Annotated in this window: 26 protein-coding genes and 1 tRNA gene; 10 read left to right on the forward strand and 17 right to left on the reverse strand. The window is 63.8% G+C overall.

All coding sequences use genetic code 11. The features are described 5' to 3' along the window. Positions 1-242: 242 nt before the first annotated feature. Positions 243-1,673: a cell wall hydrolase gene (locus HCN58_RS01490; protein ID WP_171577602.1), complete on the forward strand. Its 1,431-nt coding sequence runs from the start codon at positions 243-245 to the stop codon at positions 1,671-1,673. Between the two features lie 47 nt (positions 1,674-1,720). Here the strand turns inward: HCN58_RS01490 and HCN58_RS01495 are convergent, their stop codons facing one another. After that, a complete protein-coding gene (locus HCN58_RS01495; protein WP_171577603.1) occupies positions 1,721-1,939 on the reverse strand; it encodes a hypothetical protein in 219 nt (72 codons plus the stop codon). Between the two features lie 53 nt (positions 1,940-1,992). On the opposite strand from HCN58_RS01495, the gene HCN58_RS01500 reads away from it, so the two are divergent. The 5 genes from HCN58_RS01500 to HCN58_RS01520 all read left to right on the forward strand — a co-directional run bounded on the left by HCN58_RS01500 (position 1,993) and on the right by HCN58_RS01520 (position 7,316). Further along, complete coding sequence (locus tag HCN58_RS01500; RefSeq protein WP_171577604.1) at positions 1,993-3,240, forward strand: MFS transporter; 1,248 nt, start codon at positions 1,993-1,995, stop codon at positions 3,238-3,240. A gap of 43 nt (positions 3,241-3,283) precedes the next feature. Further along, a complete protein-coding gene (acuI, locus tag HCN58_RS01505; RefSeq protein ID WP_171577605.1) occupies positions 3,284-4,270 on the forward strand; it encodes an acrylyl-CoA reductase (NADPH) in 987 nt (328 codons plus the stop codon). A 107-nt stretch (positions 4,271-4,377) separates the two neighbouring features. Beyond that, complete coding sequence (locus tag HCN58_RS01510) at positions 4,378-4,995, forward strand: hypothetical protein (RefSeq protein WP_171577606.1); 618 nt, start codon at positions 4,378-4,380, stop codon at positions 4,993-4,995. A 228-nt stretch (positions 4,996-5,223) separates the two neighbouring features. Continuing rightward, entirely contained in the window at positions 5,224-5,457 is a 234-nt protein-coding gene (locus tag HCN58_RS01515) for a DUF6894 family protein (protein WP_171577607.1), read from the forward strand. Positions 5,458-5,627: 170 nt separating this feature from the next. Beyond that, positions 5,628-7,316, forward strand: coding sequence for a methyl-accepting chemotaxis protein (locus tag HCN58_RS01520; protein WP_171577608.1), 1,689 nt, complete (start codon positions 5,628-5,630; stop codon positions 7,314-7,316). On the opposite strand, the gene HCN58_RS01525 is transcribed toward HCN58_RS01520, so the two are convergent. The 5 genes from HCN58_RS01525 to ygfZ form a co-directional block, all read right to left on the reverse strand. After that, positions 7,317-10,016, reverse strand: a complete 2,700-nt coding sequence (locus HCN58_RS01525) for a DUF2339 domain-containing protein (protein ID WP_171577609.1) — start codon at positions 10,014-10,016, stop codon at positions 7,317-7,319. It lies immediately after the preceding gene. A 308-nt stretch (positions 10,017-10,324) separates the two neighbouring features. After that, positions 10,325-10,831: a tyrosine phosphatase family protein gene (locus HCN58_RS01530; protein ID WP_171577610.1), complete on the reverse strand. Its 507-nt coding sequence runs from the start codon at positions 10,829-10,831 to the stop codon at positions 10,325-10,327. A 150-nt stretch (positions 10,832-10,981) separates the two neighbouring features. Next, the gene (locus tag HCN58_RS01535) at positions 10,982-11,593 is read right to left on the reverse strand and encodes a YfbR-like 5'-deoxynucleotidase (protein ID WP_171577611.1); all 612 of its coding nucleotides are present in this window, start codon (positions 11,591-11,593) and stop codon (positions 10,982-10,984) included. Further along, on the reverse strand, positions 11,590-12,216 hold the full coding sequence (locus HCN58_RS01540) for a DNA-3-methyladenine glycosylase I (protein ID WP_171577612.1): 627 nt from the start codon (positions 12,214-12,216) through the stop codon (positions 11,590-11,592). Before HCN58_RS01540 ends, HCN58_RS01535 begins: the two co-directional genes overlap by 4 nt. Continuing rightward, on the reverse strand, positions 12,213-13,094 hold the full coding sequence (ygfZ, locus tag HCN58_RS01545; protein ID WP_171577613.1) for a CAF17-like 4Fe-4S cluster assembly/insertion protein YgfZ: 882 nt from the start codon (positions 13,092-13,094) through the stop codon (positions 12,213-12,215). The genes HCN58_RS01540 and ygfZ overlap by 4 nt, the downstream gene beginning before the upstream one ends. Before the next feature lie 150 nt (positions 13,095-13,244). Here ygfZ and HCN58_RS01550 point away from each other — a divergent pair, with 150 nt between their 5' ends. Beyond that, complete coding sequence (locus tag HCN58_RS01550) at positions 13,245-14,579, forward strand: dihydroorotase (protein ID WP_171577614.1); 1,335 nt, start codon at positions 13,245-13,247, stop codon at positions 14,577-14,579. A 140-nt stretch (positions 14,580-14,719) separates the two neighbouring features. Here the strand turns inward: HCN58_RS01550 and HCN58_RS01555 are convergent, their stop codons facing one another. From HCN58_RS01555 to HCN58_RS01575, 5 genes are all read right to left on the reverse strand, one after another. Continuing rightward, positions 14,720-14,986, reverse strand: coding sequence for a hypothetical protein (locus tag HCN58_RS01555; RefSeq protein ID WP_171577615.1), 267 nt, complete (start codon positions 14,984-14,986; stop codon positions 14,720-14,722). Positions 14,987-15,139: 153 nt separating this feature from the next. Further along, a complete protein-coding gene (locus tag HCN58_RS01560) occupies positions 15,140-15,775 on the reverse strand; it encodes an HAD family hydrolase (protein ID WP_171577616.1) in 636 nt (211 codons plus the stop codon). A gap of 5 nt (positions 15,776-15,780) precedes the next feature. Continuing rightward, positions 15,781-16,158, reverse strand: a complete 378-nt coding sequence (locus HCN58_RS01565; RefSeq protein WP_171577617.1) for a TIGR02301 family protein — start codon at positions 16,156-16,158, stop codon at positions 15,781-15,783. Positions 16,159-16,219: 61 nt separating this feature from the next. Then, complete coding sequence (locus tag HCN58_RS01570; RefSeq protein ID WP_171577618.1) at positions 16,220-16,639, reverse strand: NUDIX hydrolase; 420 nt, start codon at positions 16,637-16,639, stop codon at positions 16,220-16,222. A 101-nt stretch (positions 16,640-16,740) separates the two neighbouring features. After that, positions 16,741-17,253, reverse strand: a complete 513-nt coding sequence (locus HCN58_RS01575; RefSeq protein WP_376701134.1) for a hypothetical protein — start codon at positions 17,251-17,253, stop codon at positions 16,741-16,743. A gap of 62 nt (positions 17,254-17,315) precedes the next feature. Here HCN58_RS01575 and HCN58_RS01580 point away from each other — a divergent pair, with 62 nt between their 5' ends. Continuing rightward, positions 17,316-18,083, forward strand: coding sequence for an SOS response-associated peptidase (locus tag HCN58_RS01580; RefSeq protein WP_171577620.1), 768 nt, complete (start codon positions 17,316-17,318; stop codon positions 18,081-18,083). Between the two features lie 150 nt (positions 18,084-18,233). Here HCN58_RS01580 and HCN58_RS01585 read toward each other — a convergent pair whose 3' ends face one another. From HCN58_RS01585 to HCN58_RS01600, 4 genes are read right to left on the reverse strand one after another with little or no spacing between them, the layout of a single operon-like run. Beyond that, a complete protein-coding gene (locus tag HCN58_RS01585; protein ID WP_171577621.1) occupies positions 18,234-18,815 on the reverse strand; it encodes an NUDIX hydrolase in 582 nt (193 codons plus the stop codon). Positions 18,816-18,830: 15 nt separating this feature from the next. Next, complete coding sequence (locus HCN58_RS01590) at positions 18,831-19,268, reverse strand: GNAT family acetyltransferase (RefSeq protein WP_171577983.1); 438 nt, start codon at positions 19,266-19,268, stop codon at positions 18,831-18,833. A gap of 20 nt (positions 19,269-19,288) precedes the next feature. After that, positions 19,289-20,716, reverse strand: coding sequence for an FAD-binding oxidoreductase (locus tag HCN58_RS01595; protein ID WP_171577622.1), 1,428 nt, complete (start codon positions 20,714-20,716; stop codon positions 19,289-19,291). Positions 20,717-20,726: 10 nt separating this feature from the next. Next, complete coding sequence (locus HCN58_RS01600) at positions 20,727-21,719, reverse strand: L-threonylcarbamoyladenylate synthase (protein WP_171577623.1); 993 nt, start codon at positions 21,717-21,719, stop codon at positions 20,727-20,729. A 69-nt stretch (positions 21,720-21,788) separates the two neighbouring features. Here HCN58_RS01600 and HCN58_RS01605 point away from each other — a divergent pair. Next, positions 21,789-21,865 (forward strand) — tRNA-Pro (locus HCN58_RS01605). Positions 21,866-22,386: 521 nt separating this feature from the next. Here HCN58_RS01605 and HCN58_RS01610 read toward each other — a convergent pair. Further along, on the reverse strand, positions 22,387-23,118 hold the full coding sequence (locus tag HCN58_RS01610; protein ID WP_171577624.1) for a CPBP family intramembrane glutamic endopeptidase: 732 nt from the start codon (positions 23,116-23,118) through the stop codon (positions 22,387-22,389). Positions 23,119-23,157: 39 nt separating this feature from the next. Then, positions 23,158-24,111 (reverse strand): LysR substrate-binding domain-containing protein, encoded by a 954-nt coding sequence (locus tag HCN58_RS01615; RefSeq protein ID WP_171577625.1) that lies wholly within the window; start codon positions 24,109-24,111, stop codon positions 23,158-23,160. Between the two features lie 182 nt (positions 24,112-24,293). Between HCN58_RS01615 and HCN58_RS01620 the strand changes: the two genes are divergently transcribed. Further along, positions 24,294-26,045, forward strand: a complete 1,752-nt coding sequence (locus tag HCN58_RS01620; RefSeq protein ID WP_171577626.1) for an acyl-CoA dehydrogenase family protein — start codon at positions 24,294-24,296, stop codon at positions 26,043-26,045. Position 26,046: the final 1 nt, after the last annotated feature.

The raw sequence follows: 26,046 nt of genomic DNA on the forward strand, positions 1-26,046 counted from the left end.
TGGCGCGCATCGCGCGCAAAAATTTCTTCATCATGTTCGTTGACGAGATATTTACCACTTTCATCGCGCGCCTGTTTACCAACACTTCTCATGCGTTCGGCGAAAACAGCGCAATCTCTTGCGTGTAGCGCGCAGGCCACGCCGATTAACTCCCCGGCAACCTAAATTCGATACCAACAAAAAAGGTCGAATTGCACGGATGTACTGACGTTCGATCGTGTAAGCGTTGCGTGAGCGTATCGATGTTTGTGTTGCGTAACCAGCCGAAGGGCGCGCGGTTCGCGTCCTTCGGTCTCGGTCTCTGCGTCTTCGCATTGATGCCGACCGAGATCGGATATCAGGATATCGCCTCGCTGCTGGCGCGCCAGCCGGGCGTCGCCGAGCGCTGGCAAAAGCGCGTATTCTCCTCCGCCGGCACCATTCAGGTTGCGACGTTCTCCTTCGGCCGTCCGATCGGAACCTCGTCGCCGCAAACCGCGACTTACCGGCTCGCCAGCCTCGACAAGCAGGGCATCGACATCACGGGATCAGTGACGCGTAACCCGCTTGTTGCACCGCCGCCGCGCTATCACGCGGCCGATTTTCCCAGAGTCGATCGCACGCTGAAAGGCGATCGTCTCGTCGTGACGCCGCCTCCGCCGGCGGCGGAGACGACAGGCCCAGCCGAGCGAGCGCCCGCGAACGAAGATCCTTCGACGTCGCATCGGTCGGTTGCCGGCTCAAAGACTGCCGAGGCGGCGCCAGCTGTCGAGCGTGCACCGCTCGATCCTGAGCTGCAGGCCGCGCTAAGCGCGCCGCCGCTGGATATGTCGCTGTCGCTTGAGAGCAAACCGCCGGACGATCTCAAGGCTACGCCGAAGGCGGCCACGCCGCCGCGCGATGGTTTCGCCTTCAAGACCTCGAGCCTGTTCTTTGGATCCTCGCTCGGCTCGCCCGAAAGCATCGAACGCTGGCAGCCCGGCGAAGAGCCTATCATCGTGGTGCCCGCCGCGCGTCCGGATCCCGACATGAAGGTGATGGCCTCGCTCCCGGTCGATGCCGATGGGCCGGTGCGGGCCGGCGAGATGGGCGAGAGCGTTGCGCCGAAGGGCGAGGTCAACGCCGACAACCAGCGTGCCAAGACGCCGGCCGAACGTCTCGGCCTGTTCGACGAGAAGTCTCGCGCCAAGTCCGAGAAGTGCCTGGCCGAAGCCGTGTACTTCGAGGCCCGCGGTGAAGCGGTGCGGGGCCAGATCGCGGTCGCGCAGGTGGTGCTGAACCGCGCCTTCTCCGGCAAATATCCGGAGACCGTTTGCGGCGTGGTCTACCAGAACAAACATCGCCACCTGGCGTGCCAGTTCACCTTCGCTTGCGACAACAACAAGGACGTCATTCGCGAGCCCGATATGTGGGAGCGGGCGAAGAAGATTGCAAAGGCGATGCTCGACGGCCAGCTCTGGCTGCCGGAAGTCGACAAGTCGACGCACTACCACGCCTATTGGGTGCGGCCGTCCTGGGTCAATGAAATGAAGAAGACGTACAAGTTCGGTGTGCACACCTTCTACCGGCCCCGCGCCTGGGGCAACGGCAGCGACGCGCCGAGCTGGGGTACCGCCGCCGAGACCGCGGCGATCTCCGCCAAGCTCGCGGAAGCCGCGCAAAGCTCGGCCGAGCAGGCGAGCGCCAAGAGGTAGCTTTCTCCGTCGTCCCTGCGTACGCAGCGACCCATAACCACCGGCGGCTATTGTTGATAGAAGCCGAACGACTGGCTCTTTTTCAAATTGCGCGGCTTCAAATTGCGCGGCCGCGGCGTATGGGTCCCTGCGTTCGCAGGGATGACAACCTCGCTGAGGTGCCACAGCCCTGCAATTGCACTCATTGCTCTCGCCAATTTTGCAGAGCTGCCCTGCAGCGGAAAATTTTTCTCTTCTGCCCTCTTGGGATTTTCATGCATCTGCATTAACTCATCGTAACGTTTCGCCCGGCCGTCCGGGCGCCGTCCAGGGGGAAACCATGGCTTTAACGACTGACCTTCGTACATCCTCCGGTCTCGGCACCTGGCGCACGCCGCTCGTCATCATCATCTGCGGCTGTGCGATCGCATTGTTGAGCTTCGGGCCGCGCTCCAGCCTCGGCTTCTTCGTTCAGCCGATGAGCCGGGAATTTGCTTGGGGCCGCGACGTCTTCGGCCTGGCGCTGGCGCTGCAGAACCTGCTGTGGGGACTGGGGCAGCCGATTGCAGGCGCTATCGCCGATCGCTTCGGCATTCTGCGGGTGATGATTGTCGGCGCCTTGCTCTATGCCGCCGGCCTGTTTCTGATGCGTTATTCAACGGCACCGTTGTCGCTCGATCTCGGCGCCGGCGTCCTGATCGGCTTCGGTCTTTCAGGCTGTTCGTTCAATCTCGTGCTGTCGGCGTTCAGCAAGCTATTGCCGCTGGAGAAGCGCGGCATTGCGCTCGGCGCCGGCACCGCGGCCGGCTCGTTCGGGCAGTTCCTGTTCGCACCGTTCGGCGTCGCGATGATCGACAATTTCGGCTGGCAGCCGGCGCTGACGGTATTTGCGCTTCTGATGCTGTTGATCGTGCCGCTGTCGCTCGCGATCGCGACGCCGCCTTCGACGTCGTCGAATGAGCCTGTCGGGGATGAGCAATCGTTCAAGACCGCGCTGGCGGAGGCGTTCGGCCATCGCTCCTACGTTCTCCTGGTGCTCGGCTTCTTCACCTGCGGCTTCCAGCTCGCCTTCATCACGGTGCATCTGCCGGCCTATCTCGCCGATCGCGGAGTTTCGTCGCAGACCGGTGGCTGGGTGGTCGCGGCGATCGGCCTGTTCAATATCATCGGTTCGCTCAGCGTCGGCTGGCTGCAGAACAAGTATCCAAAGCGTTACATTCTCTCCCTGATCTATCTTACCCGCGCCCTCGCGATCGTCGCGTTCATTTCGTTTCCGATCACGACGTTTTCGGCGATCATGTTCGGTGCCGTCTCCGGCCTGACCTGGCTCTCGACGGTGCCGCCGACATCGGCGCTGGTGGCGCTGATGTTCGGCACAAGGTGGTTCGCGACGCTGTACGGCTTCGCCTTCGTCAGCCATCAGGTCGGCGGTTTCCTCGGCGTCTGGCTCGGTGGCATCGTGTTCGAGCAGTTCGGTTCCTATACGCCGATCTGGTGGCTCTCGATCCTGTTCGGTGTGCTGTCGGCGCTGATCAACCTGCCGATCGTCGAGCAGCCGGTCGCGCGCCCGGTTGCACAACCCGCCTGATGCGGTAAACATTCCCGACAGAGAAAAGTCCGGGGAGTTTGCCGTGGGAACGTTCAAGGCCATCAGGATCGACAAGGCGGACAAAGGCACCACCGCCGCGCTGACGCAGTTCGACGAAGCCGAGTTGATGGAAGGCGACGTCACTGTCGCAGTCGAGTGGTCGACGCTGAACTATAAGGATGGTCTTGCCGTCACCGGCAAGGCTCCCGTCGTGCGGCGTTTCCCGATGATCGCCGGCATTGATTTCGCAGGCACCGTCCAACAATCCTCTCATCCGTCGTGGAAAGCCGGCGACAAGGTCGTGTGCAACGGCTGGGGCATGGGCGAAACCCATCTCGGTGCCTATGCCGAAAAAGCGCGCGTCAAGAGCGACTGGCTGGTGCGCCTGCCGGGCGGAATGTCCACGCGCGAGGCGATGGCGATCGGCACCGCCGGCTACACTGCGATGCTGTCGGTGCTGGCGCTGGAGAAGCACGGCCTGACGCCTGCGAGCGGTCCGGTCGTGGTGACGGGCGCGGCTGGTGGCGTCGGCTCGGTTGCGACCGCGGTGCTTTCGAAACTCGGCTACCACGTCATCGCCTCCACCGGGCGGATGTCGGAGGCGGATTATCTCAAAGCGCTCGGCGCGGCCGAGGTCATCGATCGCGCTGAACTCGCAGGGCCCGCCAAGCCGCTGGCGAAGGAACGCTGGGCGGGCGGCGTCGATAGCGTCGGATCGACCACGCTCGCCAACCTGCTTTCGATGACCAAATATGGCGGAGCCATTGCCGCCTGCGGCCTTGCCGCCGGTATGGATCTGCCGTCCTCGGTCGCGCCGTTTATTTTACGCGGAGTGTGCCTTCTCGGCATCGACTCGGTGATGTGTCCGATCGAGCAGCGCAAGCTTGCCTGGAATCGCCTCGCCGGCGATTTAGACAAGGGAAAACTAGCTGATATTACTCACGAAATAGGTTTGGACCAGGTGATCGGCGCAGGCGCTGAAATCCTCGCTGGGAAGGTCCGCGGTCGAATCGTGGTAAAAATTCTCTAACGGTGTTCAGACTTTACCAACCAACCTGCTCCAATGTTGCCACGGTTGGTATGGTAAGCAGCGGGTAAAGGCGGGCGCCCGCGCTCTTGTTAAGTTGGAGTAGCTGCATGCTTGCGCGTTTGGTTCTGGGGGCCGTCACGGCCAGTGCGATGATCGTTCCTGCGCTGGCCGGGATGATGAATGCCGACGAGGCGCGCAGGTTCGTAAGCGGGAAGATTTTCGCGTTTACCTGCTTTGACGGCACCCGCGGTGCGGGCCGCATCCTCGATGATCTCGGTGCAGCCGGTTCTGTCCAATTCAGCGGCTCGGGGCCGATCCGCCATGTTCGCTTGCCCGGCAACACGCTGCAGATTCGTGGTCAGGCCGTTTGCGCCTCCATCAAGGGCCTGCCGTTCGAGCCGTGCTTCAATCTCGATAAGCGTGACGATCGCTCGTTCCGCGGCTCCGTCTCGGGCATGGGCTTCGCCTATTGCGATTTCCGCCATCAGGGCGCCTCGCAGATGCTGATGGCGCGCTCCGTGGCGCGACCGCGCTCGGTGCACCGTCGGGAGGAGTCGTCGCGTGCGGCGGCTGATGCACGTGCCGAAGTAACCGCGCGGGTCGAAACGCCTGCGGTCGAGAGCGCCAAACTCGAGCCTGTGAAACCCGAGTCGAAGGCGGAGCAGGCCAAGCCCGAACCGGCGAAGGCCGAGAGCGCCCCGGAACTGCGCCGTTCGACCGATTGATCGCGGAAAGCGCGTCTGAGCCGGATCGTAGCAGGTTGCCGTTCGGTATGGATCGGGCTACGGGTCCGGGGCCCCGGCGGGCGGTCCCCGCATAGCCGCAATCCCTCTCAGCGAACTCAAAGCCCGTAGTCATACGGGCTGGCGCATTCATGTCCTGGTAGCGAATCTCGTTCCAATTGGTGATCGGCAGAGAAGGCCGGGAGGCGGCCCAAACACATGAGATCAATCATGCCGCTGTATTTTTTTCGGATTAGCCACGGTCGCTACGCAGGCGCGTCCGATCAGGGGTCGGAATTCGAAAGCCGCGAGGCCGCCTGGGCCGAGATGACCAAGGTCTGCGGTAACCTACTCGGCAGCCTTTCGCGCAGCCTGAAACAGAACGCCGAATGGCAGATGGAGCTTCTGGACGAAACCAAGAAGCCGGTATTCAGGATTCGTCTTGTCGCCGAATCCGTCGGTTAGCACGCCATCCGGCGAAAGCCGCGCATCCGGGTAATTTTACGGATCCCCGAATTAACGGTCGCTTGGAAACTGGCGCTTACGGTTGCCGAATATTCCCGGCGCATCGAAGATTGACGGTAATCCTTCATAATTCAGCGGCGCCAGTCTCCAACGTTTGAGAGAGCCGAGCCATGTCCGCACTTTCCATCCGTGCCAAAGTCATCGCCGTGATCGCATTCATGTTGCTCGCGATGTCCGGCATGGGCCTGCTGGCGATCCGCAGCATGCAGGTGATCAACGCCCACACGGTGGAGATCGCCTCGAGCTGGCTTCCGAGCGTCCGGGCGCTTGGCGAATTGCGCGCGGATATCAACCTGTTCCGTGTTGCGCTCCGCGCGCATGTCATGGCGGAAACGCTGGAGGCGAAGGCCGCCAACGATAAGCGACTGGCCGGCATCCTCGAGCGGATCGCGAAAGATCGCAAGGTTTATGAGCCGCTGATTTCCACGCCCGAAGCGCGCTCGATCTACGAGAACTGGGCGCGCGCCTGGGACAGATACATGACGGGCGTCCAGGAAGTCGTCGAATTGTCGCGCCAGAGTATCGGGCGCATCCCGCATGAGGCGAGCGAGGCCATCTCCAAGAAGGTCGCGGTCATCGCCGCCGAATCCGATGCATTCCTGGAAAAATCCATCAATCTCAACAATGCGGGTGCGGATACCGCGACCCGGCAGGCCGCGGAAGGTTACAATTTCGCATTCTGGACTGTCTTGGGCATTGTCGCTGCCGTCATCATCTGCGGCGTCGGCGTCGGAATCTATCTGGTCCGCGATCTCTCGAGCGGGATCAGCTCCATCGTGAAGCCGATGCAGGCGCTCGGAAGCGGCGATCTGACCGCCGAAGTGACGCGCCGCGGCGAGAAGACCGAAATCGGCGTCATGGCCGACGCCTTGCAGGTGTTCAAGGATGCGCTGATTGCCAAGAAGGCCGCCGATGAAGCCGCCGCGCGCGATGCCGAAGCCAAGATCGAGCGCGGCCGTCGTGTCGACGGCATCACGCGTAAGTTCGAAGCCATGATCGGCGAGATCGTCGAAACCGTATCGTCGGCCTCGACTGAACTTGAGGCGTCTGCGGGCACGCTGTCATCGACCGCGGAACGTGCGCAGGAACTTGCGACCACCGTATCGGCAGCCTCGGAGGAGGCTTCCACCAACGTGCAGTCGGTCGCATCCGCCACCGAGGAAATGGCGTCCTCGGTCAACGAGATCAGTCGGCAGGTGCAGGAATCGGCGCGGATGGCGAGCGATGCCGTGGATCAGGCTTCACGCACCAACGATCGCGTCGGCGAATTGTCGAAGGCGGCCGCCCGCATCGGCGACGTGATCGAGCTGATCAATACCATTGCAGGCCAGACCAATTTACTCGCCCTCAACGCGACGATCGAGGCGGCGCGCGCCGGTGAGGCCGGCCGCGGCTTCGCGGTCGTTGCGTCGGAGGTGAAGGCGCTGGCCGAACAAACCGCAAAGGCGACCGGCGAGATCGGTCAGCAAATCACCGGCATCCAGGCTGCGACACAGGATTCGGTCAGCGCCATCCAGGAGATATCGGGCACCATCTCAAAGCTGTCTGAAATTTCCTCGGCGATCGCGGCCGCCGTGGAAGAGCAGGGCGCGGCCACGCAGGAAATTTCGCGTAACGTGCAGCAGGCGGCGGCTGGGACGCAGATGGTCTCCGCCAACGTCACCGACGTGCAGCGCGGTGCGACCGAGACGGAGACCGCCTCGTCGCACGTTCTCACCGCGGCGCAGTCGCTGTCGGGCGACAGCAATCGCCTCAAGCTCGAGGTCGCCAAATTCCTCGAATCGGTGCGCGCCGCCTGATCAACTCCCCGCCGGCGCGACCGGCGCGGCCGCTTGCCTGCGGAACAGGATCCGCTGGTACAGCCAGCCGATCGCCACCAGCACCAGGCCGAGGCACATGAAGGACAGTGCGCGATAGACGCCGGTTAGCGTCGACATGTCGATCAGGAAGGCTTTGAGGATCGTCAGCCCAATGACGATCGCAGACGCCAGCCGCGCGCGCTGCGAGTTGAAGAGAATGCCGATGCCAAGCAGCGCCACGCCAAAGGCAAGGTATGCGATCGAATAGGTGTATTGTTCGGCGCCGCTGGTCGGGCCGACCGAGATGGCCGGGTCGTGATAGATTCTCCTGATCTCGAACGTCACATAGGCAAGCGCGAGAATGAGCGCTGCCGCCGCGATCGTGTTGGCGTAGGCGACCGGGCGGCGTCCTGCGACGGCATAGGACAAGAGCAACGCCAGCACTGCAGGCAAGGCATAGCCAAGCAGCAAGAGGTTGATGACGATGCCGCCGACGTCGATCCATTGCAGCATCGGGTTCTCCAGCAGCAACAACCCGAACACCGTCGCGAGGCCGGCAAAGGCCGTGAGCAGGATCGCGCCGGCATTGTGAATGATACTGCCGGTGCGGACGCGCAGCCGCTCCAGCCCGATCGCCATCGCCAGCGTTACGCAGACCTGCAGCGCGACTTCGGTGAGGCCGGCGCTCGGCCGGTACACATCGCCATTGTTGACGGCGTGACGTATTTCCATGAACGCCAGCAGCACCGTGAACAGGATCGCCGCTGATTCCACCGTGCGCAGTGACGCGTCATCGCCACCGCGGCGCAGGAAGATGCTGCCGGCCCAGAACGACGCTGCCGGAATGCCGTAGCCCCACAGCAGCCAGTTGAAGATCGGCGTGGTGCCGACGGCTTGACCGACGATGCGCGGCTCGTAGCCGATCCGCAGCACCACAATGCCGGCCAGGATGGCAGCGAGGGCGCGCAGGAACGGAATCGGCCGCTGCGTGGATATCCAGGCAGTGCCCGCCGACATCAGTGCCAGGGCGATCGTCAGCCAGCCCTTTTCCAGCGCAAAGGTCAGCGCCAGCGCTAGCGCTGCGAGCGTGCCGGCGGCAAACAGCGCGATCGAGGCCTGCAATCCCGGACGATCCTCGCGCTTGCTGAGTATCTCGGTCGCGGCGGCATAGGCCGCGGCGAGCACTACCGCGAGAATCGCAAACGGAATCGAGCGGTCGAGATGCGCGATACGGGCGTAGAGTGCGACCAGCAGCGCCAGCGGCGTGAACACCGCGGCGGCCGACCAGATCACCGGTGTCACCGGCCCCGCGAAGCGGCCCTGCGCGAAGAATCCCGCGACGCCAAAGCCAGCGGCGAAGATCGCGGCCGAGATCAGGTGCAGCGACACCGATCCGTCCGTGGCGCTCGGCCCGATGCCTTGCAGCGGCCCACCGGGCAACACCAGCATGTCGGGATTGGCGCGAATGGCCCATTCGGCGAACACGACAAAGACCAGCGCGGCGGCGGCTCCGACGGCGCCAGCCGCGGCATCGCTGCGCCAGGCAACCGCGAGGCTGCCGGCCACCAGCAGGCCGAACACGATCATCGCGGTGTCGGCATGAAAACTGTTCAGCACGATCAAGGTCACGCCAAGCAGATAGGCGGCAAGCGAGCCCGACGAGATCGGCTCGACCTCGCCCTCATTGGCGGGCGGGCCGAACATGAAGCCGCACACCACGAGTAGCGCTGCGAGAATGAAGCCAGCGAGCACGTGGAAGGCATGCGGGCCGACCATCGATGGGCCACATTGCAGACAGGGGAATGTCCATAGCAGCCCGAACGCGATCGTGGTGACCGCGAGCCAGCGCCATAGCCTGACGCGCGCCAGACCGAAAGCCGCCATAGTGACAATGGCGAGATAGACGTAAAGCGCCCAGTAGTCCGGCTTGTCGGAGGAGACCAGGACCGGCGTCACGAAGGCGCCGACGACGCCAAGGCCGGCCAGCGCCGGGCCGTGCAGAAGTGCCGCGGCGAGCGTGCCCAGCGCCACCAGCCCGAGCATGATGAACGCGGTTGCCGGCACGAGGAAGCCGTACAGCGCGTAGGCTGCATAAACCGTGGCAAAGGCCACGGCTGTTCCGGCCGCGGTCAGGATGGCAGGGATATCGGCGATCGGCAGGGCATCGATCGTGGAAATGCTTTCCTTGCGCCGCGTCCATTCGCCCGCAACCAACAAGGCGAGCGCGAACAGGCCGCCGACGATGGTGCGCACGCCGGGGCCGAGCAGACCGGCCTCGATCGAATAGCGCACCATGAAGAATCCGCCGAGCGCCAGCGTCAGGCCGCCGATCCACACCACCCAACGCGTGCCGACGGTTTCCTCGAAACCGCGATCGGCCGGTGGCAATGGAGGCGGCGGCGCCCCGCTGGCGGCTTGCTCGGCCATCTCCCGGCTGGCGGCCGGCGTAATGGAATCCGTGTCGGTTGCGATCGGCGGAGGCATCGGTGTGGCCTCGGTCGAAGCCGGCGGCAGGCTCTGCTCGAACGCTTCAAATGGTGTAAGGGGCGGGGGTACGGCTGCAGCCGCGGTCGCCGGCGTGGCCTGCATCGCCTCCAGGCGCTGGCGCAACTCCGCGACCTGATTCATGGCCTTCCGCGCGAAGATCAGGGCGACGATCGCGATCACAAGCGAAAAGAAAACGAAGGGGTCGTCGAACATCGGGCCTCCAGGCGGGCGCGTCAGAGCGTTAACCGGCCGCGTCCGCGGCTCGGTTGCAAGCCTGTGTGCACTGTTGTCCGCTAAAAGTTCAAATGGCTTGCGTCGTCAGCACGCTTTCCGTGTCCCGGACGCGGTGCAGCGTGCAACGCTGCTCCGCAGAGCCGGGACCAACCGCCAGTGCGTGGACCCCGGATCAGCAGCGCACCACGCCGCAAGCCATAGCGCGTCAAGACGCGCGCGAACGCGCTGATGGCGCTGTGCAGCATCCGGGGGACGTCGGCAGGCGCTTAAGCTCAACGGATGTCGTACTATTCCAGATCAACACGGAAGGGCCGGCCTTCGACCATCATGCTGCCCGGACCCATTTGGTCCAGCGCACGCAGCATCCGTCCTTCGCGTCCCAGCGCCTTGTCGGCGAGGCTGACGATCAGCCGGTTCGGCGACGCGATCGGCGAGCGGGCGCGAATCTGTCGGGCGATCTCGATCTCGGCGCGATGCGGATTGAGGGCACAGGCGGCGGCAAAGGCGCTCGCCGTCGAGCGGCTGATGCCGGCATAGCAATGCACTACCATCGGTGCGGTGCGATCCCAACTGCGGACGAAGTTCAGCACTCTTTCGATATGGTGATACGCTGGCGCGACAAAGCCATCCATCTCCTCGATGATGTCGTCCATCGAGATTTTCAGATGGTTGGCCTCGAGCACCGAGGCCGGGCGCTGCACCTGGTCGATATTGGCCATCACGGTGAGGATGTGGCTGGCGCCGGTGGACCTGACGGTATCGGGAAGTGCGGCAAGCGAGCAGACGTGGAGCATGGCGATCCCTGGGTAGTCTTTGGTCAGCAATATAACCGGAGCTGTAGGGTGGGCAAAGGCGCCTTTGCGCCGTGCCCATCATCTTGCTTCCGGGGGCAATAATGGTGGGCACGCTTCACTTTGCCCACCCCGACAACGCAACGGCCTCATTCAACCCAGCAGCAGGTTGAATCGCGCCAAAAACTGCTTCTCGGCCCGGGCCGCGGTCCATGGCGTCAGGTAGTCGCGCACCGTAGCTTCGGGCAGGCCGGGATCCCTGCCGAACAGCCGCTTCGCCTCGCTTACCGAAAATCCCGCCAGATGGGTGGCTTCGAGATAGGCCGCGCCGCGGTCTGCCGCCTTGATGGCCTTGGTGATTTCATCGGCGAGAATTGGCGGGAGGCCGAAGCGAATATGGATCGCTGCCAGCAGGCGCTTCTCCACCACCTTGTAGTCGCCGCCGAGCACCGCCTTAAACGGCGAAATCATGTCGCCGATGACATATTCCGGCGCGTCGTGCAGCAGCGCCGCGAGCCGGAAGCTGACGTCTACGCGCGGCATCTGCTCGCGCATCACCGTTTCAACCAATAGCGTATGCTGTGCCACCGAGAAAATGTGCGCGCCGCTGGTCTGCCCGTTCCAGCGCGCGACGCGCGCCAGGCCATGGGCGATATCGGCGATCTCAATGTCGAGCGGGGAGGGATCGAGCAGATCAAGCCGCCGCCCCGACAGCATCCGCTGCCAGGCGCGGGTGGCGATGCTGGACGATGTTCGCGCCGTCATTTGGTCTTGAGGCGGGGCTTGCGAAGTTTGCCGCTGCAGGTCTCATGGCAGAAGCAGGTGACCAGATGATCGTTGACCATGCCGGTGGCCTGCATGAAGGCGTAGACGATGGTAGGGCCGACGAACTTGAAGCCGCGCGCGCCGAGTTCCTTTGATATCTTGACCGAGACCGGCGTCGAGGCCGGTACGCTCGCGGTGGTCTTGAACTGGTTGACGATGGGCTTGCCGTCGACGAAATCCCACATGAATTTGGAGAAGCCCGGGCCTTCTTCCATGATCTTCAAATAGGCCTTGGCGCTGTTGACGGCGCCTTCGATCTTGGCGCGGTTGCGCACGATGCCCGCATCGTTCATCAGCGCGTGGATTTTCTTGGCATTGTAGCGCGCGATCTTTTCCGGCTGGAAATCATCGAACGCTTTGCGAAAATTTTCGCGCTTGCGCAAGATCGTGATCCAGGACAGTCCGGCCTGGAAGCCATCGAGGATCAGCTTTTCGTAGAGAGCGCGGTCATCATACTCCGGCACGCCCCATTCGGTGTCGTGATAGGCCATGTAGAACGGGTCTTCGCCGGGCCACGGGCACCGTGTCTTGCCGTCGGCATGCAGGCGTGCGGATCCGCTCATGCGACGGTCTGCTTCGGTGGGACGCGAACGTCGTTCGGATCGGTCAGCCGGATCGCAAGGCCGCCGGCCGTCAACGTCAGTCCGGCATCGAGTGCATCGGCAACGCGGTCGATCCGGACCAGCGCGAGGCCGTGGCCGGCTGCGGTCGATCCCATGGTGCCGACCTGCTTGTCGCCGCCGAGAATCGCGACGCCGGTTTCCGGCGAAAAGTCTTCGAGCGTGACGCGCACGATCCGTGTGCGCGTGGTGCCGCGATGCTGCATGCGCGACACCACTTCCTGGCCGACATAGCAGCCCTTGTCGAAATCGACGCCATGCAGGCGGTCCATGTTGGTCTCGTGCGGGAATGCATCGCCGTACATGAAGTCGAGCCCGCCGCGTGGCACGCCCAGGGCGATGCGATGTGCCTCGTAGGCGTCGCTGTCGACGAAGTCGGCGCCGATCAGATCGGCCACCTTCTGCTTGAGCTCTTCGGGGGCGAGAATGCGCCAGCCGAGAGCTTCATGCCGCGGATCAGCAAAAGCCAGATCGGGCTTCATCGCAGGCTCGCGGTCCCAAACCGCGAGCACGCCCATGCTGTCGGAGATGTTTTCCACCGCGACTTTGGCGCGCAGCTTGTAGAAGCCGAGCTTGTCGGCGAGATTCTGCGCCAGCACGCGGGGGGCATCGATCAGAAAGCCGCCGCCGTGGCCTGCTGGGGCTTCGGTGATCAGGAAGTCCGTCGTGATTTTTCCCTGCGGCGTCAAGAGCGCGCCGAACCGGCCAAGGCCGGGCTGCAGCAGCGTGATGTCTGTGGTGACGAGGCCGTTGAGGAAATTGCGGGCATCCTCGCCCGTGACCTTGACCACGCCCCGGTCTGGAAGAAACGCTGCTTTCATTAGGTAAAACGGCCTCTTTTGCAGTGCGGTTTGAAGTTAGCTTTCAAGTTCCTGGGAAAACGCAGGAGCCGGATATCACATGAGAACGTAAGGCGCTAAGGTGCTGTCAACAAGGCCTTAAAGCGAGCGCCAGAGGACCATGAAGCACCGATGAATCAGCGATTTGATACCATTCTAAAATCCGGCACCGTGGTCAATCAGGACGGTGAGGGTATCCGCGACATCGGCATCTCCAATGGCCGGATCGCCGCCATCGGCGGGCTCGGACAGGCTTCCGCCGCCGAGACGATCGACTGCAAGGGTCTGCACATCCTGCCCGGCGTGATGGACACGCAGGTGCATTTTCGCGAGCCGGGGCTGACGCACAAGGAGGACCTCGAGACCGGCTCGCGCAGCGCCGTCATGGGCGGCGTCACCGCGGTGTTCGAGATGCCGAACACCAATCCGCTCACGGTCACCGAGGAGACGTTCACCGCCAAGGTCAACGCCGGCCGTCATCGCATGCATTGCGACTTTGCCTTCTTCATCGGCGGCACCCGCGAGAACGTGAACCATCTGCCCGAACTGGAACGCGCGCCGGGTTGTGCCGGGGTAAAGGTGTTCATCGGCTCTTCCACCGGCGCGTTACTGGTCGAGGACGACGAAAGCCTGCGGCGCATCTTTCAGGTGATCCGCCGCCGCGCCGCTTTTCACGCCGAGGATGAATATCGCCTCAATGACCGCAAGTCGCTCCGCATCGAGGGCGACCCGCGCTCGCATCCGGTGTGGCGCGACGAGACTGCGGCGCTGATGGCGACCCAGCGGCTGGTCAATCTTGCGCGCGAGACCGGCAAGCGCATCCATGTGCTGCACATCTCGACCAAGCAGGAGATCGAGTATCTTAGGGATCACAAGGACGTCGCGTCCTGCGAAGCGACGCCGCATCATCTCACCATGGCCGCGCCGGAATGCTACGAGCGGCTCGGCACGCTTGCGCAGATGAACCCGCCGGTGCGCTCGGCCGATCACCGCGAGGGGATCTGGTATGGCATCGAGCAGGGTATTATCGACGTGCTCGGCTCCGACCACGCGCCGCATACGCTGGAAGAGAAGGCCAAGACCTATCCGGCCTCTCCATCGGGCATGACGGGGGTGCAGACGCTGGTGCCCGTGATGCTCGATCACGTCAACGCTGGCCGGCTGTCGCTACAGCGTTTTGTCGATCTCACCAGCGCAGGTCCGGCGCGGCTGTACAACATCGCCTGCAAAGGCCGCATTGCTGCGGGCTACGACGCCGACTTCACCATCGTCGATCTCAAGCGCAGCGAGACCATCACCAATAAATGGGTGGCCTCGCGGGCGGGGTGGACGCCCTATGACGGGGTGCGCGTCACCGGCTGGCCGGTCGGCACCTTCGTGCGCGGCAAGCGCGTGATGTGGCAAGGTGAGGTAACGACGCCGTCGACCGGCGAGCCGGTGCGGTTCCTGGAGACGCTGAAGGCGTAGCTCAGAGGTCGTTCCAAACACCACTGTCGTCGCCCGGCTTGACCGGGCGATCCGGTCTTCCAGAGACGTTGGTATGCTGTCGAGAAGCCGCGGCGTACTGGGTCACCGCCTTCGCGGGTGACGACGCCCGGAGTTTGCCGCTACTGTTTCGCCAGCGTGAGCGAAAACTCGCCGTTGCGGACGCGGGCCGACAGACCTTCCGCGAATTTCGCCACCGCGTCCTCGCCATAGGTCGAGACCAGTTCGGCGAGCGCCGTGAACAGGCTCGCCTGCGCCAGGCAGTCACCGTCGACGCCATCGTGCCGCGCTTCGGCCCAGGCCTCGCTCAAATAGCTCAGGGCAGTCTGCTTCTGCTCGAAGTCCGGAAGCGGGTCGTGGGCGATCGGGGAGGAGGCTGGGCGGCTCATGAAGCTCAACGAAATCTGCGCGCGAACCAGGGCGGAACGCATCCTAACGCGACAAGCTGTAGCACGCGGTGCGGCCCCGCCTAGGCCACATCTTTAGGAAAGGTTAACGGCACTGCCGATATTTCGAGCGGCGGTTCCACGCGTTTGCTGACGTCAAGAGATGCAGCCGAGGATGGCCCCGGGCGTGGCACAGACATGGTGCGCGCCAGCGTCAATCAGCTCGTCCCGGCTGCCGTAGCCGTACAACACGCCGATGCCCTTCATGCCGTTATTTTTCGCACCGACCATGTCGTGGCTGCGGTCGCCGATCATGAGCGTTTTGGACGGATTGACGGAGACTTCCTTCAGCGCGTATTCCAGCAAATGCGACTTGTCGGCGCGGGTGCCATCGTACTCGGCGCCGAACACGCGCTCGAAGTGTTTGCGCAAGCCGAAATGGTCGATGATCCGTTCGGCGAACACGTGCGCCTTGCTGGTCGCGACGAACAGCCGGTGGCCGGACGCGCGGAGTGCCGTCAGCACCTCGTCGATGCCGTCGTACACGCCATTTTCGTAGAGGCCGATGTCGGAAAATCGCTCCCGGTAGAGCGTCACCGCGCGGTCCGCGGCGTGATCGCCGAGCAACTTCACAAAGCTTGAGCGCAGCGGCGGGCCGATGCACCAGGTCAGCTCGTCCTCGGTCGGGATCGTCGGATGATCGAGCCTTTGCAGCGCATATTGGATCGATCGGGTGATGCCCGGCTTGGGGTCGGTCAGCGTTCCGTCGAGATCGAAATAGATCGCGTCCATCGGCTTCAGTTCGCGTAGCGCGCGGTGAGATCGCGCGAGATTTTGGAACCTTCCTCGATATATCTCCGGATCGCAACCGAGGCTGCCGGCGTGCAGGTCCGGTAGGTCTGCTGAAATCCGTTATAGCCGCGGTTGAAGCCCGCGATCATGCGGGCGCGGCGGTCGCCGGAAGGGGTTTCAGCATCGATCAGCGCCTGCATCTCGTTGCGCCATTTCGCCCCTTCATTGGCGCCGCAAATACCCCGGAGGTAATGCAGCGTGCCGAGAATCTCGGCCAGCCGCTGCAGGTCGCCGTCAAACGGCGCCGCGGCATCCTGGGCCCGTGCGGGGGCCACAGGGCATGCCGAAATGAGGATGAGGGCGGCGAGGGCGTGCTTGAACATTTGGGGCCGATATGCCCCCTCAAGGCGCCTGAGGCAAGACATGAGGTGCTGAACGAGCCGCCTAGACCAGCTTCCGGGCGGCCTCGATGACGTCCAGCAGGCCGCCGGTCACCTTGAGATCGCCGAGCCCGTCCGGCGCCAACCATTTGAAATCGTCGTGCTCGTCGTTCAGGACCGGCTCCCGGGCGGTCCAGCGCGCCGCGAACGACATGATCAAATAGTGCCCGCCGCCGCTGGCCCCAGGCAGCACCTCGCGCCAGCCGGCCAGGCCCAGAATCTCGATTCTTAAGCCCGTCTCCTCGTCCACCTCGCGGTGGAGCGCGGTATGCAGGGATTCGCCGAATTCGACCCGGCCGCCGGGGAGCGAGTAGAAGCCCTTGCCCGGCGAGCGGGCGCGGCGGACCAGCAAGACCTTGCCGTCACGAAAAATCGCGCCGCTGACGGCGAGTTGGGGGCGGGTCGGCTGGATGGGGGAGGTCAAGGGGTGATCCGGGTAAACAGGGAACTTGCTGTCGGACCGATCATGCCCGATCGGCCAGCGCAGGTCTAATTGCAGCGGGCTGCGGCCAACGCGTCCGGCGGCTAGTTCGACATCACCGCTTCCACGTCGGCCTCGGCATTGCCGTTGATGACGCCGCCGGCCAGCGCCACCAGCGGCTTGACCCAGGCGGTGGCCTGCTCGGCCAGCGTGGCGCGGGTTTTGTCCTGCTGGGCTTCGCGCATCGCCTTGCCCACCGCGGTCAGGATCGAGGTCATGGTCGCCGTGAGCTTGTCGAAATCGGCACGGACCTTGGGGTCGGCGCCTTCATAGGCCTCGATCGCGAGGTCGCGGGCCTTGAAGTTGGAGGCCCAGAAATGCTCGGCGTAGGACAGCGGGGTCCAGGTGAGAAAATCCTCCGCGCATTCCGGCATGTCCGGAACCATTTCGAGCAGCATGATGGCTTCGTTGAAATGATTCAGATAGTCCGTGGCGAGCCCGGTGCGGGGATTGATATTGGCGGCGCGCAATTGCTCCGCGCGAGCCTCATCTATGTGGCTCGTCGGTGGCGGCATCGGAAAATCGGATCGCAACTCTGTGGCGGCCGTGGAGGTCATCCATCCCACTGTTAACATCTGGGGTTAACACCCGTTAAACAGAAGCTTATGTTGGTCAGATAATGTGCGGACGCTTCGTCATTACCTCGCCGCCGGAGGCGCTCCGGCAGACCTTCGGCTATATCGAGCAGCCCAATTTCCCGCCGCGGTATAATATCGCGCCTACTCAACCGATTCCGGTGGTCATTCTGGAGAATGGCGGCCGCCACTTTCGGCTGATGCGCTGGGGCCTGGTGCCGGCCTGGGTAAAAGACCCGCGTAAATTTACGCTCCTGATCAACGCGCGCTCCGAGACGCTGCTGGAGAAGCCCGCGTTCAAGAACGCCATCAAGCGACGGCGCTGCCTGATCCCGGCGGACGGCTATTACGAGTGGCAGGACGCCAGCGGCCGCAAGCGGCCGTTTTTCATCCATCGCCGCGACGGCCATCCCGTTGGCTTTGCTGCGCTGGCGGAGACCTGGATGGGGCCGAACGGCGAGGAGGCTGACGGCGTCGCCATCGTCACCGCACCCGCCAGCCGCGATCTCGCCACGCTGCATCACCGCGTCCCCGTGACGATCGCGCCTGATGAATTCGAGCGTTGGCTCGACGGCCGCAGCCACGACGCCGACGAGGTCATGCCGCTGCTGCGCGGGCCGACTGAGGGCGAGTTCGCCTGGCACGAGATTTCCACGCGCGTCAATCGCGTGGTCAATGACGATCCGCAATTGCTGCTGCCGGTCACCGAAGAGCAGCGCGCGGCGGAGGAGCCGAAGCCCACGAAGCGTGCTGTGCCGCGTAAGGTGGCTTCAGTGGAGCCGGAGGATGATGGGCAGGGTTCGTTGTTTTGAGGCGAATCGTTGTCGTCCCTGCGAACGCAGGGACCGATAACCACTGATCTTGGTGTTGAACAACACTGGAGCCACGTTCGCATAATCCACAACTAACATATGGGGTTGCGGGTCCCTGCGTTCGCAGGGACGACGCGTTGATGGAGTCATCTACCGGAAAATATGCAGCGCCGCGTATTGCAGCAGCATGATCGTCTTGGCGTCGACGATGCGGCCGTCCGATATCATCGCGAGCGCCTGGTCGATCGGCAATTTCAGAACCTCGATGTCCTCGCCTTCGTGGGCCAATCCGCCGCCGTCGCCGACCCGCATCGCAGCTTCGTACTCAGCGACGAAAAAGTGCAGCTTCTCCGTGACCGACCCGGGACTCATGAAGGCCTCGAACACCTTGCGCACATCGTGCAGCCGGTAGCCGATTTCCTCTTCCGCCTCCGCACGAATCCGATTTTCGGGAGTCTCGTCGTCCAGCATGCCGGCGGCGGCCTCGATCATGAAATCGTCGTGACCGGCACGATAGGGCGGCAGGCGGAACTGCCGCGTCAGCACAACGCTGCGGCTTGCGACATTATACGCCAGCAGCGCCGCGGCATGACCGCGGTCGAAGACTTCGCGCTTCATCGTCTGCCATTCGCCGTTGCCGCGGCGATAGTCGAACTCGACTTCCTCCAGCCGATAGTGTCGGTCGGAGAGCACGCTGACGTTCTTGACGCGGACACGATCTGCAATACTCATGGCAAATCCTTCAGCTCACCGCGGCGGCTCGCGGCCGTCGAGCCATTTGGTCAAGAACAGGATTTGTTGTTCGCCGAATCCGATCGACTGATAGAACGCGGCGACGCCCGAGTTTTCCGGCCGCACCAGCAACTGCAGTTTCGGTATGCCCACTGCGCGGAGCCAGTCCTCGGCCGCGTTCATGATAGCGCGGCCATAGCCTTTGGCGCGGCGATCGGGATCGGTCGCGACGTAATAGACCCAGCCGCGATGACCGTCATGGCCGACCATCGCGGTCGCGACGATCGCACCACCGTCGCGGCCGATCAGCACGGTCGAATTCGACCCGCGCCGCGCGAGGGCAATATCACTGGCTGGATCGTTCCATGGCCGCGTCAGGCCGCAGGCCTGCCACAGCGCAATCACCGTAGCCACATCCGCATCTGCAATGTCGGCGATGGCGAGCGCAGGAATTGTCTTCGCAGCGGGCGCGGTCACAGCACCTTGCCGGGGTTCATGATGCCAAGCGGATCGAGCATCGCCTTGATGCCGCGCATCAGTTCGATCGCGACCTTGTCCTTGACTTCGGGGAGTTCGTCGCGCTTGAGCACCCCGATGCCGTGCTCGGCTGAAATCGATCCACCCATCCGCAGCACGATCTCGAACACCACCTCATTGACCTCATGCCAGCGCGACATGAAATCGGCGGTATTACCGCCGACCGGCTGACTGACATTGTAGTGAATGTTGCCATCGCCGAGATGGCCGAAGGGCACCGGGCGCGAGCCGGGGATAAGTTTCACCACCGCCGCATTGGCCTCCTCGATGAAGGCGGGCACGGCCGCAACCGGCACTGAGATATCGTGCTTGATCGAGCCGCCTTCCGGCTTCTGCGCCGCCGACATTTCGTCGCGCAGTTTCCAGAACCCGGCGCGCTGGGATAGATTCGCCGCGATCACGGCATCATCGACGATGCCCTCCTCCATGCCCTTGGCAAGGATCGTTTCCAGCGCGGCACGCGCGTCGTCGCGCGAGGACGACAATTCCATCAGGACGTACCAGGGGTGCCTGGTCGAGAGCGGATCGCGGATGTCGATGCCGTGGCGCAGGCTGAAATCGACCGCGATGTCGGCCAGCAATTCGAAACTGGTCAGGCTGCCGGCGGCCTCGTTCTGCGCGATCGACAACAGTTTTAGCGCCTGCGCCGGCGATTGGAGGCCGACATAGGCGGTCTCCACCGCGCGCGGTTTGGGAAACAGTTTTAGCGTCGCCGCCGTGATGATGCCGAGCGTACCCTCGGCGCCGATGAAGAGGTTGCGCAGGTCGTAACCAGTGTTGTCCTTCTTCAGTTTGGACAATCCGTTCAGGATCCGGCCATCCGCTAGGACCACTTCCAGTCCGAGCGCCATCTCGCGCGCTACGCCATAGGCCAGCGCGGCGGTGCCGCCGGCATTGGTGGAGAGATTGCCGCCGATGGTGCAGCTTCCCTCCGCGCCGAGCGAAAGCGGGAACAGGCGGTCGACTTCGGCCGCGCGCGCTTGCGCGATCTGCAGCACCACGCCGGCCTCGCACGTCATGGTGTTGGAAGCGGGATCGATTTCGCGAATTTTATCCAACCGTCGCATCGAGACGACGACCTCGCCATGATGCGGGGTCTGTCCGCCGACCAGCCCGGTGTTGCCGCCCTGCGGCACCAGCGCGATTTTGTGTTCGCTGGCGAGCTTGCAGATCGCGGACACCTCCGCCGTCGAGCCCGGCCGCAGCACCAGCGGCGAGCGGCCGTGGAACAGGTCGCGTTCCTCGGTGACGTAGGGCGCAATATCGGCGGCATCGGTCACCGCATATTTATCGCCGACGATGGCGCGAAATTTTGCGATCAGCTCGGCGGGCAGCGGCGGCACGGAACCCTGAACGATATTCATTTTCTTCTCTTCATTCCCGCCCCACGGCTGCGCGGCGCAGCCGGTCGTTGATGGCTTCGCCCAATCCGTCGTCCGGAATCGGCATCACCGCGATGGTGCGCGCGCCCTTGGCGTCGAGCGCGCGAAGATGGCCGAACAGGTTGGCGGCGGCCTCGTCGAGATCGCCGCGCTCCGACAGATTCATCACGTGAGAGGCGGCGTCAATTCCCGAAATTGCTCCGAGGCCAAACGCGAGCAATGCCTCGCCCGGCTCGATGGCGACCGCATTGAGCCGCACGCGCGCGCGTGGCGCGTAGTGCGAGGCCAGCATGCCCGGCGCCAGCGGCTGCCCGTTGTCGCTTTCGGCATTCGCCGGCGGCTGCACCAGCGCGCGGCCAAGCACGCGCTCGATCTCGGCGCGCGGCAGACCGCCGGGGCGCAGCAGCATCGGCGCGCCAAGGCAGCCGACGATGGTCGATTCGACGCCGACCTCGACCGCGCCGCCATCGACGATCAGGTCGATCCGCCCTGCGAGGTCGCTCTGCACATGGGCTGCAGCGGTTGGCGAGACGTGGCCCGAGATGTTCGCGGATGGCGCCACAACCGGCCCGCCAAATTCGCGCAGGATGTCGCGTGCCACCGGGTGCGCCGGGATGCGGACCGCGACGGTATCGAGGCCGGCGGTCGCGAGATCGGCGACTGCGCAACCTTCCGTCTTCGGCAGCACCAGCGTCAGCGGCCCGGGCCAGAAGGCTTCGGCCAGCGCCGTCGCAGCCGCGTCAAAACGGGCGATTTGCCGCGCGGCCACGATGTCGCCGACATGGGCGATCAGCGGGTTGAAGGCCGGCCGGCCCTTGGCCTGATAAAGGTGGGCGATCGCGGCCGGATTGGTGGCATCGGCGCCGAGGCCGTAGACCGTCTCGGTCGGGAACGCGACCAGCCCGCCTTCGGCCAAGGCCCGCGCCGCAGCCGCCACGGCGGCCTCGCCGGCGCGCATAATCTGGGTTTTGAGACCAACATTCACTGTGATTAATTTCCTTAATTCGGCTGCTTGCGGTCGCCGAAACCCAAGGCTATAAGCCGCGTTCCAAGTCGGAGTGTGGCTCAGCCCGGTAGAGCACTGCGTTCGGGACGCAGGGGTCGCAGGTTCGAATCCTGCCACTCCGACCAATATTTTTGCGAACTATTCTTGCCATTCATTTTTCAGGGCTTTTTTGTGATTGGTGGCGGTTCCCAAGTCAACCGCCGATTCCCTTTCCAAAGCCGAGCACAGGTCTGCGTTCCCGCGGCGCATGGCTTCCGGGATTTGCTGGGCTGACCCTCGAAAATCGAGGGTGCAGGGAATGCCGGGTGCTCGCTGCACCCGCGGTCTCGTGTGCGGATATGGAAGAAAATGCACACGAGCATACAGGTACAGCAGGAGCAGTCCGGCATTCCCTGCGCAATGCTTGACGGCTTACTTCGCGCTCCCCGGAGACGAATTCCTTTTGCCTCCGTCGCGCCGTTAGCCGCTCACGAGTTTGATCTCGCCCTGCAACCACCTTGCGCGCCGCCCTCGCGTCCACCACATCCCGCCTCGCGTTCGTGACGACCGCGATACGCCCCTCTTAGATTTTTCGCGCAGCGCTTTTCTGCCTCGCACCGCAGGTTCGAATCCGGTCACTCCGCGCGGCAGCCGCCCGGGCTACCCGCTAAGTACCGGCTCCGCTTATCGCGGCGATAAAGCCGGCCGCGTTGAATGCGCCGTGAATGATGATACCTACCGACGTGTTTTGTCGGCGCTGCACGATCCAGGGCAAGAGTAGCGTAACCGGAAGCAACGTCACCATGATCGGCCAGCCGAAACTCCAGTGAAACAAGCACCACAGGATTCCGTTTAGCAGCCATGCGATGCGGCCAAATCCTGCCTCTTGGCGGGGCAGAAGGTAACCGCGCCAGCACAGTTCCTCACCCAGGATATTGGTGACAAACAAGGGAATCCATGCCGCAACTACCGAGGCGTGCCAGCCGTGGGGCTGCAGCAGGAACCAGGGCGAGGGGCGGAAACTCGGGTCGAAGTAACGCGCCAGCGCCAAGATCGCAGCGGTGGTGGTCGCAATGGCGAAGAGGCCGCCAGTGGCCCAAATGACGTCGCCACGATTCATCGTGTTCAACCTCAGGCGCTTTCGCAGTGAAACCAGGTCACGTTTTGGCAGCTCTCGCCAGGCCATCAGACAGCCAACGATCAGCATGGGAACGAGTAGGAGCGCCGTGCCGCTGACGTACCAGCCAATGATCGGCGAAATGTCGAACGCGTCGCGCAGCCACGGAATCACGGCCATTACTATCAGCCACAGCAGTATTGAGAACGCGCCAAACATCGAGGTCGAGGCGGCGAGCCCTATCGGTGGCGGCATTTCCGTTTGCGCCTGCATGAACGGCATTCAGTTATCTTCATCGATCTGTGTCGATGAACGCTTCGCTCACGTGAGCAACCGCCGACTGACAGCATCAAACACCGGCGTGCCGCAATCGTTCTTGGTCGCTGATGTCTGAATTAACAACTCGCCGCGCGCGTCGTTCAGCCAGGCGACGAAAGCGGTCACGGCCGGATCATCAGCCATGCGCTGCTCGTATTCGAGCACGAACTGCCGGCGTGTCGGACGAACGGTCGGATGGACCTTAACGAGATTGCCGCGTGCGAGGTCCGGCGCGAGAAGGCCGTCGATCGCGATGGCGACGCCCATGCCGGCGGCCGCGGCTTCAATGGTCAAGCTGAGGCTTTCAAAACTGCTGCCGCCCTGCACCGGCACGTCGGCGAACTGCGCGTGATCGAGCCAACGCCGCCAATCGTCCGGGCGAGGCCGCGCATGCAGGAGAGGAACGGTTGCAAAATCCACAGCGCCGTTCTTCATGAACTGCGGCGCGCAGACCGGCACCGTCGCGATCGGCATTACCGGATGGGTGACGAGCCCGGCGCGAGGTTGGCCGTCCGAGACGGCGATCACCGCATCGAAGCGGCTGGCGAGAAGGTCGAGCGGATTGGAGCTCGTATGCAGGTCGACTTCCAGATCGGGATAGGCCGCATTGAGGGTAGGCCAGATCGGCAGCAGGAAGCGCGAGACGAAGAAGCCATAGACCCCGACCGAAAGCCGCCGGAAACGCCGCAACCGCAACCCGTCGGCGGCATCTGCGATCCGGTCCAGTGCTTCGCGCGCGGAGTCGGCAAATGTCTTTCCTGCGGAGGTGAGGACCAGACCGCGCGAGCCGCGCAGGAAGAGGGCGGTCCCCATTCGCGCTTCCAGGGCGCGGACGTGCCGGCTCACGGCGCCGACCGTCACGTTCAGTTCGTCGGCTGCCCGGGTGATCGAGAGGTGCCGTGCGGCGGCCTCAAACGCCCGCACCGCATGCAAGGGAGGAAGTCGTCGTGATGCCATTGCGCGAGCTTAGTTCAAAAGGAGTGGCGGGCAAACGGGGGAACCGCAGCGTTTGAGTCTGGCTCAAGCCGCCGACCCAAGAAGTCGTTTGCACGGACGGTCCACGGGTCATACGCCGATATTTTCCGCCGATATTGTCCTGGCCGGTTCGGTCCAGGCAGGCGAAGCCGAGGAAGATGCCCATGACCGTCCATGTCGATCTGACCGGCCGCGAGGCGGCAGCCCGGCGCTCCAAAGCGTTGGCGCCCACCTGTCGCGGGCTGAACTATTATTCGCTCGACCGAAGCCTGCGCGACCTCTTGCCCCATTACATGGAGGCGCCGCTGCTGGCGCATCTCGCGCCGCATCTTTCGGAACTTGGCGAACTCGCTGGAGGCGGGTTGCATGACCTGTCGGACCAGGCCGAGCGTCACCAGCCGGTGCTGCATCCGCGCGACGGCTACGGCCGCGATGAGGAGTGGGTCGAATATCACCCCGCCTATCGCGAGATGGAAGAGATCGCGTTCGGAAAACTCGGCATGCATGCGATGTGCAATCGTCCCGGAGTGCTGGGCTGGCCTTCGCCTATGCCGCCGATCGCCAAATACGTCTTTCATTATTTGTTTGCGCAAGCCGAGTTCGGCCTGCTTTGCCCGGTCAACCTCACCGACAGTTCCTCGGAGCTGGTGCGCCGTTTCGGCACCGATGAGCTGCGCCAGCGCTATCTCGAGCGCATGTGGAGCCAGGATCCCGCCACGTTGCTCAAGTGCGCGCAGTTCATGACGGAGAAAGCCGGCGGCTCCGACGTTGGCGCCGCCGAACTCGTCGCTGTCAGCGACGGCCAGGATTGGAAGCTGTGGGGCGAAAAGTGGTTCTGTTCGAATGTCGACGCCGAACTGGCGGTGCTGCTCGCCCGGCCCGAAGGCGCTGCGGCCGGCGGGCGCGGTCTCGGCCTGTTTCTGATGCCAAAAGTTCTTCCCGACGGGCGACGGAATTCATACCGGATCCTGCGGCTGAAGGACAAGCTCGGCAGCCGCACCATGGCAAGCGGTGAGATCGTTTTCGAGGGCGCCACAGCCTACCAGCTCGGTGAGCTGGAGCAGGGCCTCAAGCACATGCTGGTCATGGTGAATTCGAGCCGCGTGTCGCATCTTGCGCGCGCGGCCGGCATGATGCGGCGATGCCTCAATGAAGCGATGATCGCCGCCCGGCATCGCAATGCGTTCGGGCGCGCGGTGATCGACCATCCGCTGATGCGCCGGCAATTGCTCAAGCTGATGGTCCCGACCGAACAGGCGCTGTCGGCGCTACTGTACGCGGCAACCGCATCCGACAAGGTACTGCGGCTACTAACGCCGATCGCAAAATTCCGGGCGTGCCGGGACAACGTCTCGGTCGCCACCGGCGCGATGGAAGCCCGCGGCGGCAACGGCTACATCGAGGACTGGCCGAACGCGCGGCTCGTTCGCGATGCCCATCTCGGCTTGCTGTGGGAAGGCACCAGCAATATCAACGCGCTGGATGCGGTCCAGCGCGCGGTCGCGAAGGCGCGCGGCCACGAAGCGTTGCGCGAGGATCTCGGCCGCCGGCTGGAGGACGTAAGCGGGATGCCGGGTCAGTTCCGCACGCGGCTTTCCGGCGCGCTGGCGGAGGCCATACGGTTTGCGGAAGAGGTTGCGGCCGATCCGCAGAACGAGCGTTTTTGCAGGATCGCCGCCGGAAAACTCTACCACGCGACGACCGCCGCGCTGTTGGCAGCCGAAGGCACGCGCCTCGGCAATGGCGGCGGCGATGCGCGCCGCCTGCTGCTTTCGCGTTTCGTGCTCGAGCATCGCCTTTCCGAACATTCCTCCGCCAATCTGCAGGCGCAGCATTGGGAGAACGACGCAATCAATCTCTTGCTCGGCGATGCGCCGGTCTCGATGCGCGAAGCTGCCGCGCTGGTGCAGGGCTAGG

Source organism: Bradyrhizobium australiense, from assembly GCF_013114825.1.
In the GTDB taxonomy this organism is placed as follows: domain Bacteria; phylum Pseudomonadota; class Alphaproteobacteria; order Rhizobiales; family Xanthobacteraceae; genus Bradyrhizobium; species Bradyrhizobium australiense.

Excerpts from the sequence above, each read along its gene's own strand:
- HCN58_RS01490 (WP_171577602.1), top strand. The coding sequence starts at position 243 with ATGTTTGTGTTGCGTAACCAGCCGAAGGGCGCGCGGTTCGCGTCCTTC.
- HCN58_RS01495 (WP_171577603.1), bottom strand. The coding sequence starts at position 1,939 with ATGCAGATGCATGAAAATCCCAAGAGGGCAGAAGAGAAAAATTTTCCG.
- HCN58_RS01500 (WP_171577604.1), top strand. The coding sequence starts at position 1,993 with ATGGCTTTAACGACTGACCTTCGTACATCCTCCGGTCTCGGCACCTGG.
- HCN58_RS01510 (WP_171577606.1), top strand. The coding sequence starts at position 4,378 with ATGCTTGCGCGTTTGGTTCTGGGGGCCGTCACGGCCAGTGCGATGATC.
- HCN58_RS01515 (WP_171577607.1), top strand. The coding sequence starts at position 5,224 with ATGCCGCTGTATTTTTTTCGGATTAGCCACGGTCGCTACGCAGGCGCG.
- HCN58_RS01520 (WP_171577608.1), top strand. The coding sequence starts at position 5,628 with ATGTCCGCACTTTCCATCCGTGCCAAAGTCATCGCCGTGATCGCATTC.
- HCN58_RS01525 (WP_171577609.1), bottom strand. The coding sequence starts at position 10,016 with ATGTTCGACGACCCCTTCGTTTTCTTTTCGCTTGTGATCGCGATCGTC.
- HCN58_RS01530 (WP_171577610.1), bottom strand. The coding sequence starts at position 10,831 with ATGCTCCACGTCTGCTCGCTTGCCGCACTTCCCGATACCGTCAGGTCC.
- HCN58_RS01535 (WP_171577611.1), bottom strand. The coding sequence starts at position 11,593 with ATGACGGCGCGAACATCGTCCAGCATCGCCACCCGCGCCTGGCAGCGG.
- HCN58_RS01540 (WP_171577612.1), bottom strand. The coding sequence starts at position 12,216 with ATGAGCGGATCCGCACGCCTGCATGCCGACGGCAAGACACGGTGCCCG.
- ygfZ (WP_171577613.1), bottom strand. The coding sequence starts at position 13,094 with ATGAAAGCAGCGTTTCTTCCAGACCGGGGCGTGGTCAAGGTCACGGGC.
- HCN58_RS01550 (WP_171577614.1), top strand. The coding sequence starts at position 13,245 with ATGAATCAGCGATTTGATACCATTCTAAAATCCGGCACCGTGGTCAAT.
- HCN58_RS01555 (WP_171577615.1), bottom strand. The coding sequence starts at position 14,986 with ATGAGCCGCCCAGCCTCCTCCCCGATCGCCCACGACCCGCTTCCGGAC.
- HCN58_RS01560 (WP_171577616.1), bottom strand. The coding sequence starts at position 15,775 with ATGGACGCGATCTATTTCGATCTCGACGGAACGCTGACCGACCCCAAG.
- HCN58_RS01565 (WP_171577617.1), bottom strand. The coding sequence starts at position 16,158 with ATGTTCAAGCACGCCCTCGCCGCCCTCATCCTCATTTCGGCATGCCCT.
- HCN58_RS01575 (WP_376701134.1), bottom strand. The coding sequence starts at position 17,253 with ATGACCTCCACGGCCGCCACAGAGTTGCGATCCGATTTTCCGATGCCG.
- HCN58_RS01580 (WP_171577620.1), top strand. The coding sequence starts at position 17,316 with ATGTGCGGACGCTTCGTCATTACCTCGCCGCCGGAGGCGCTCCGGCAG.
- HCN58_RS01585 (WP_171577621.1), bottom strand. The coding sequence starts at position 18,815 with ATGAGTATTGCAGATCGTGTCCGCGTCAAGAACGTCAGCGTGCTCTCC.
- HCN58_RS01595 (WP_171577622.1), bottom strand. The coding sequence starts at position 20,716 with ATGAATATCGTTCAGGGTTCCGTGCCGCCGCTGCCCGCCGAGCTGATC.
- HCN58_RS01610 (WP_171577624.1), bottom strand. The coding sequence starts at position 23,118 with ATGCCGTTCATGCAGGCGCAAACGGAAATGCCGCCACCGATAGGGCTC.
- HCN58_RS01615 (WP_171577625.1), bottom strand. The coding sequence starts at position 24,111 with ATGGCATCACGACGACTTCCTCCCTTGCATGCGGTGCGGGCGTTTGAG.
- HCN58_RS01620 (WP_171577626.1), top strand. The coding sequence starts at position 24,294 with ATGACCGTCCATGTCGATCTGACCGGCCGCGAGGCGGCAGCCCGGCGC.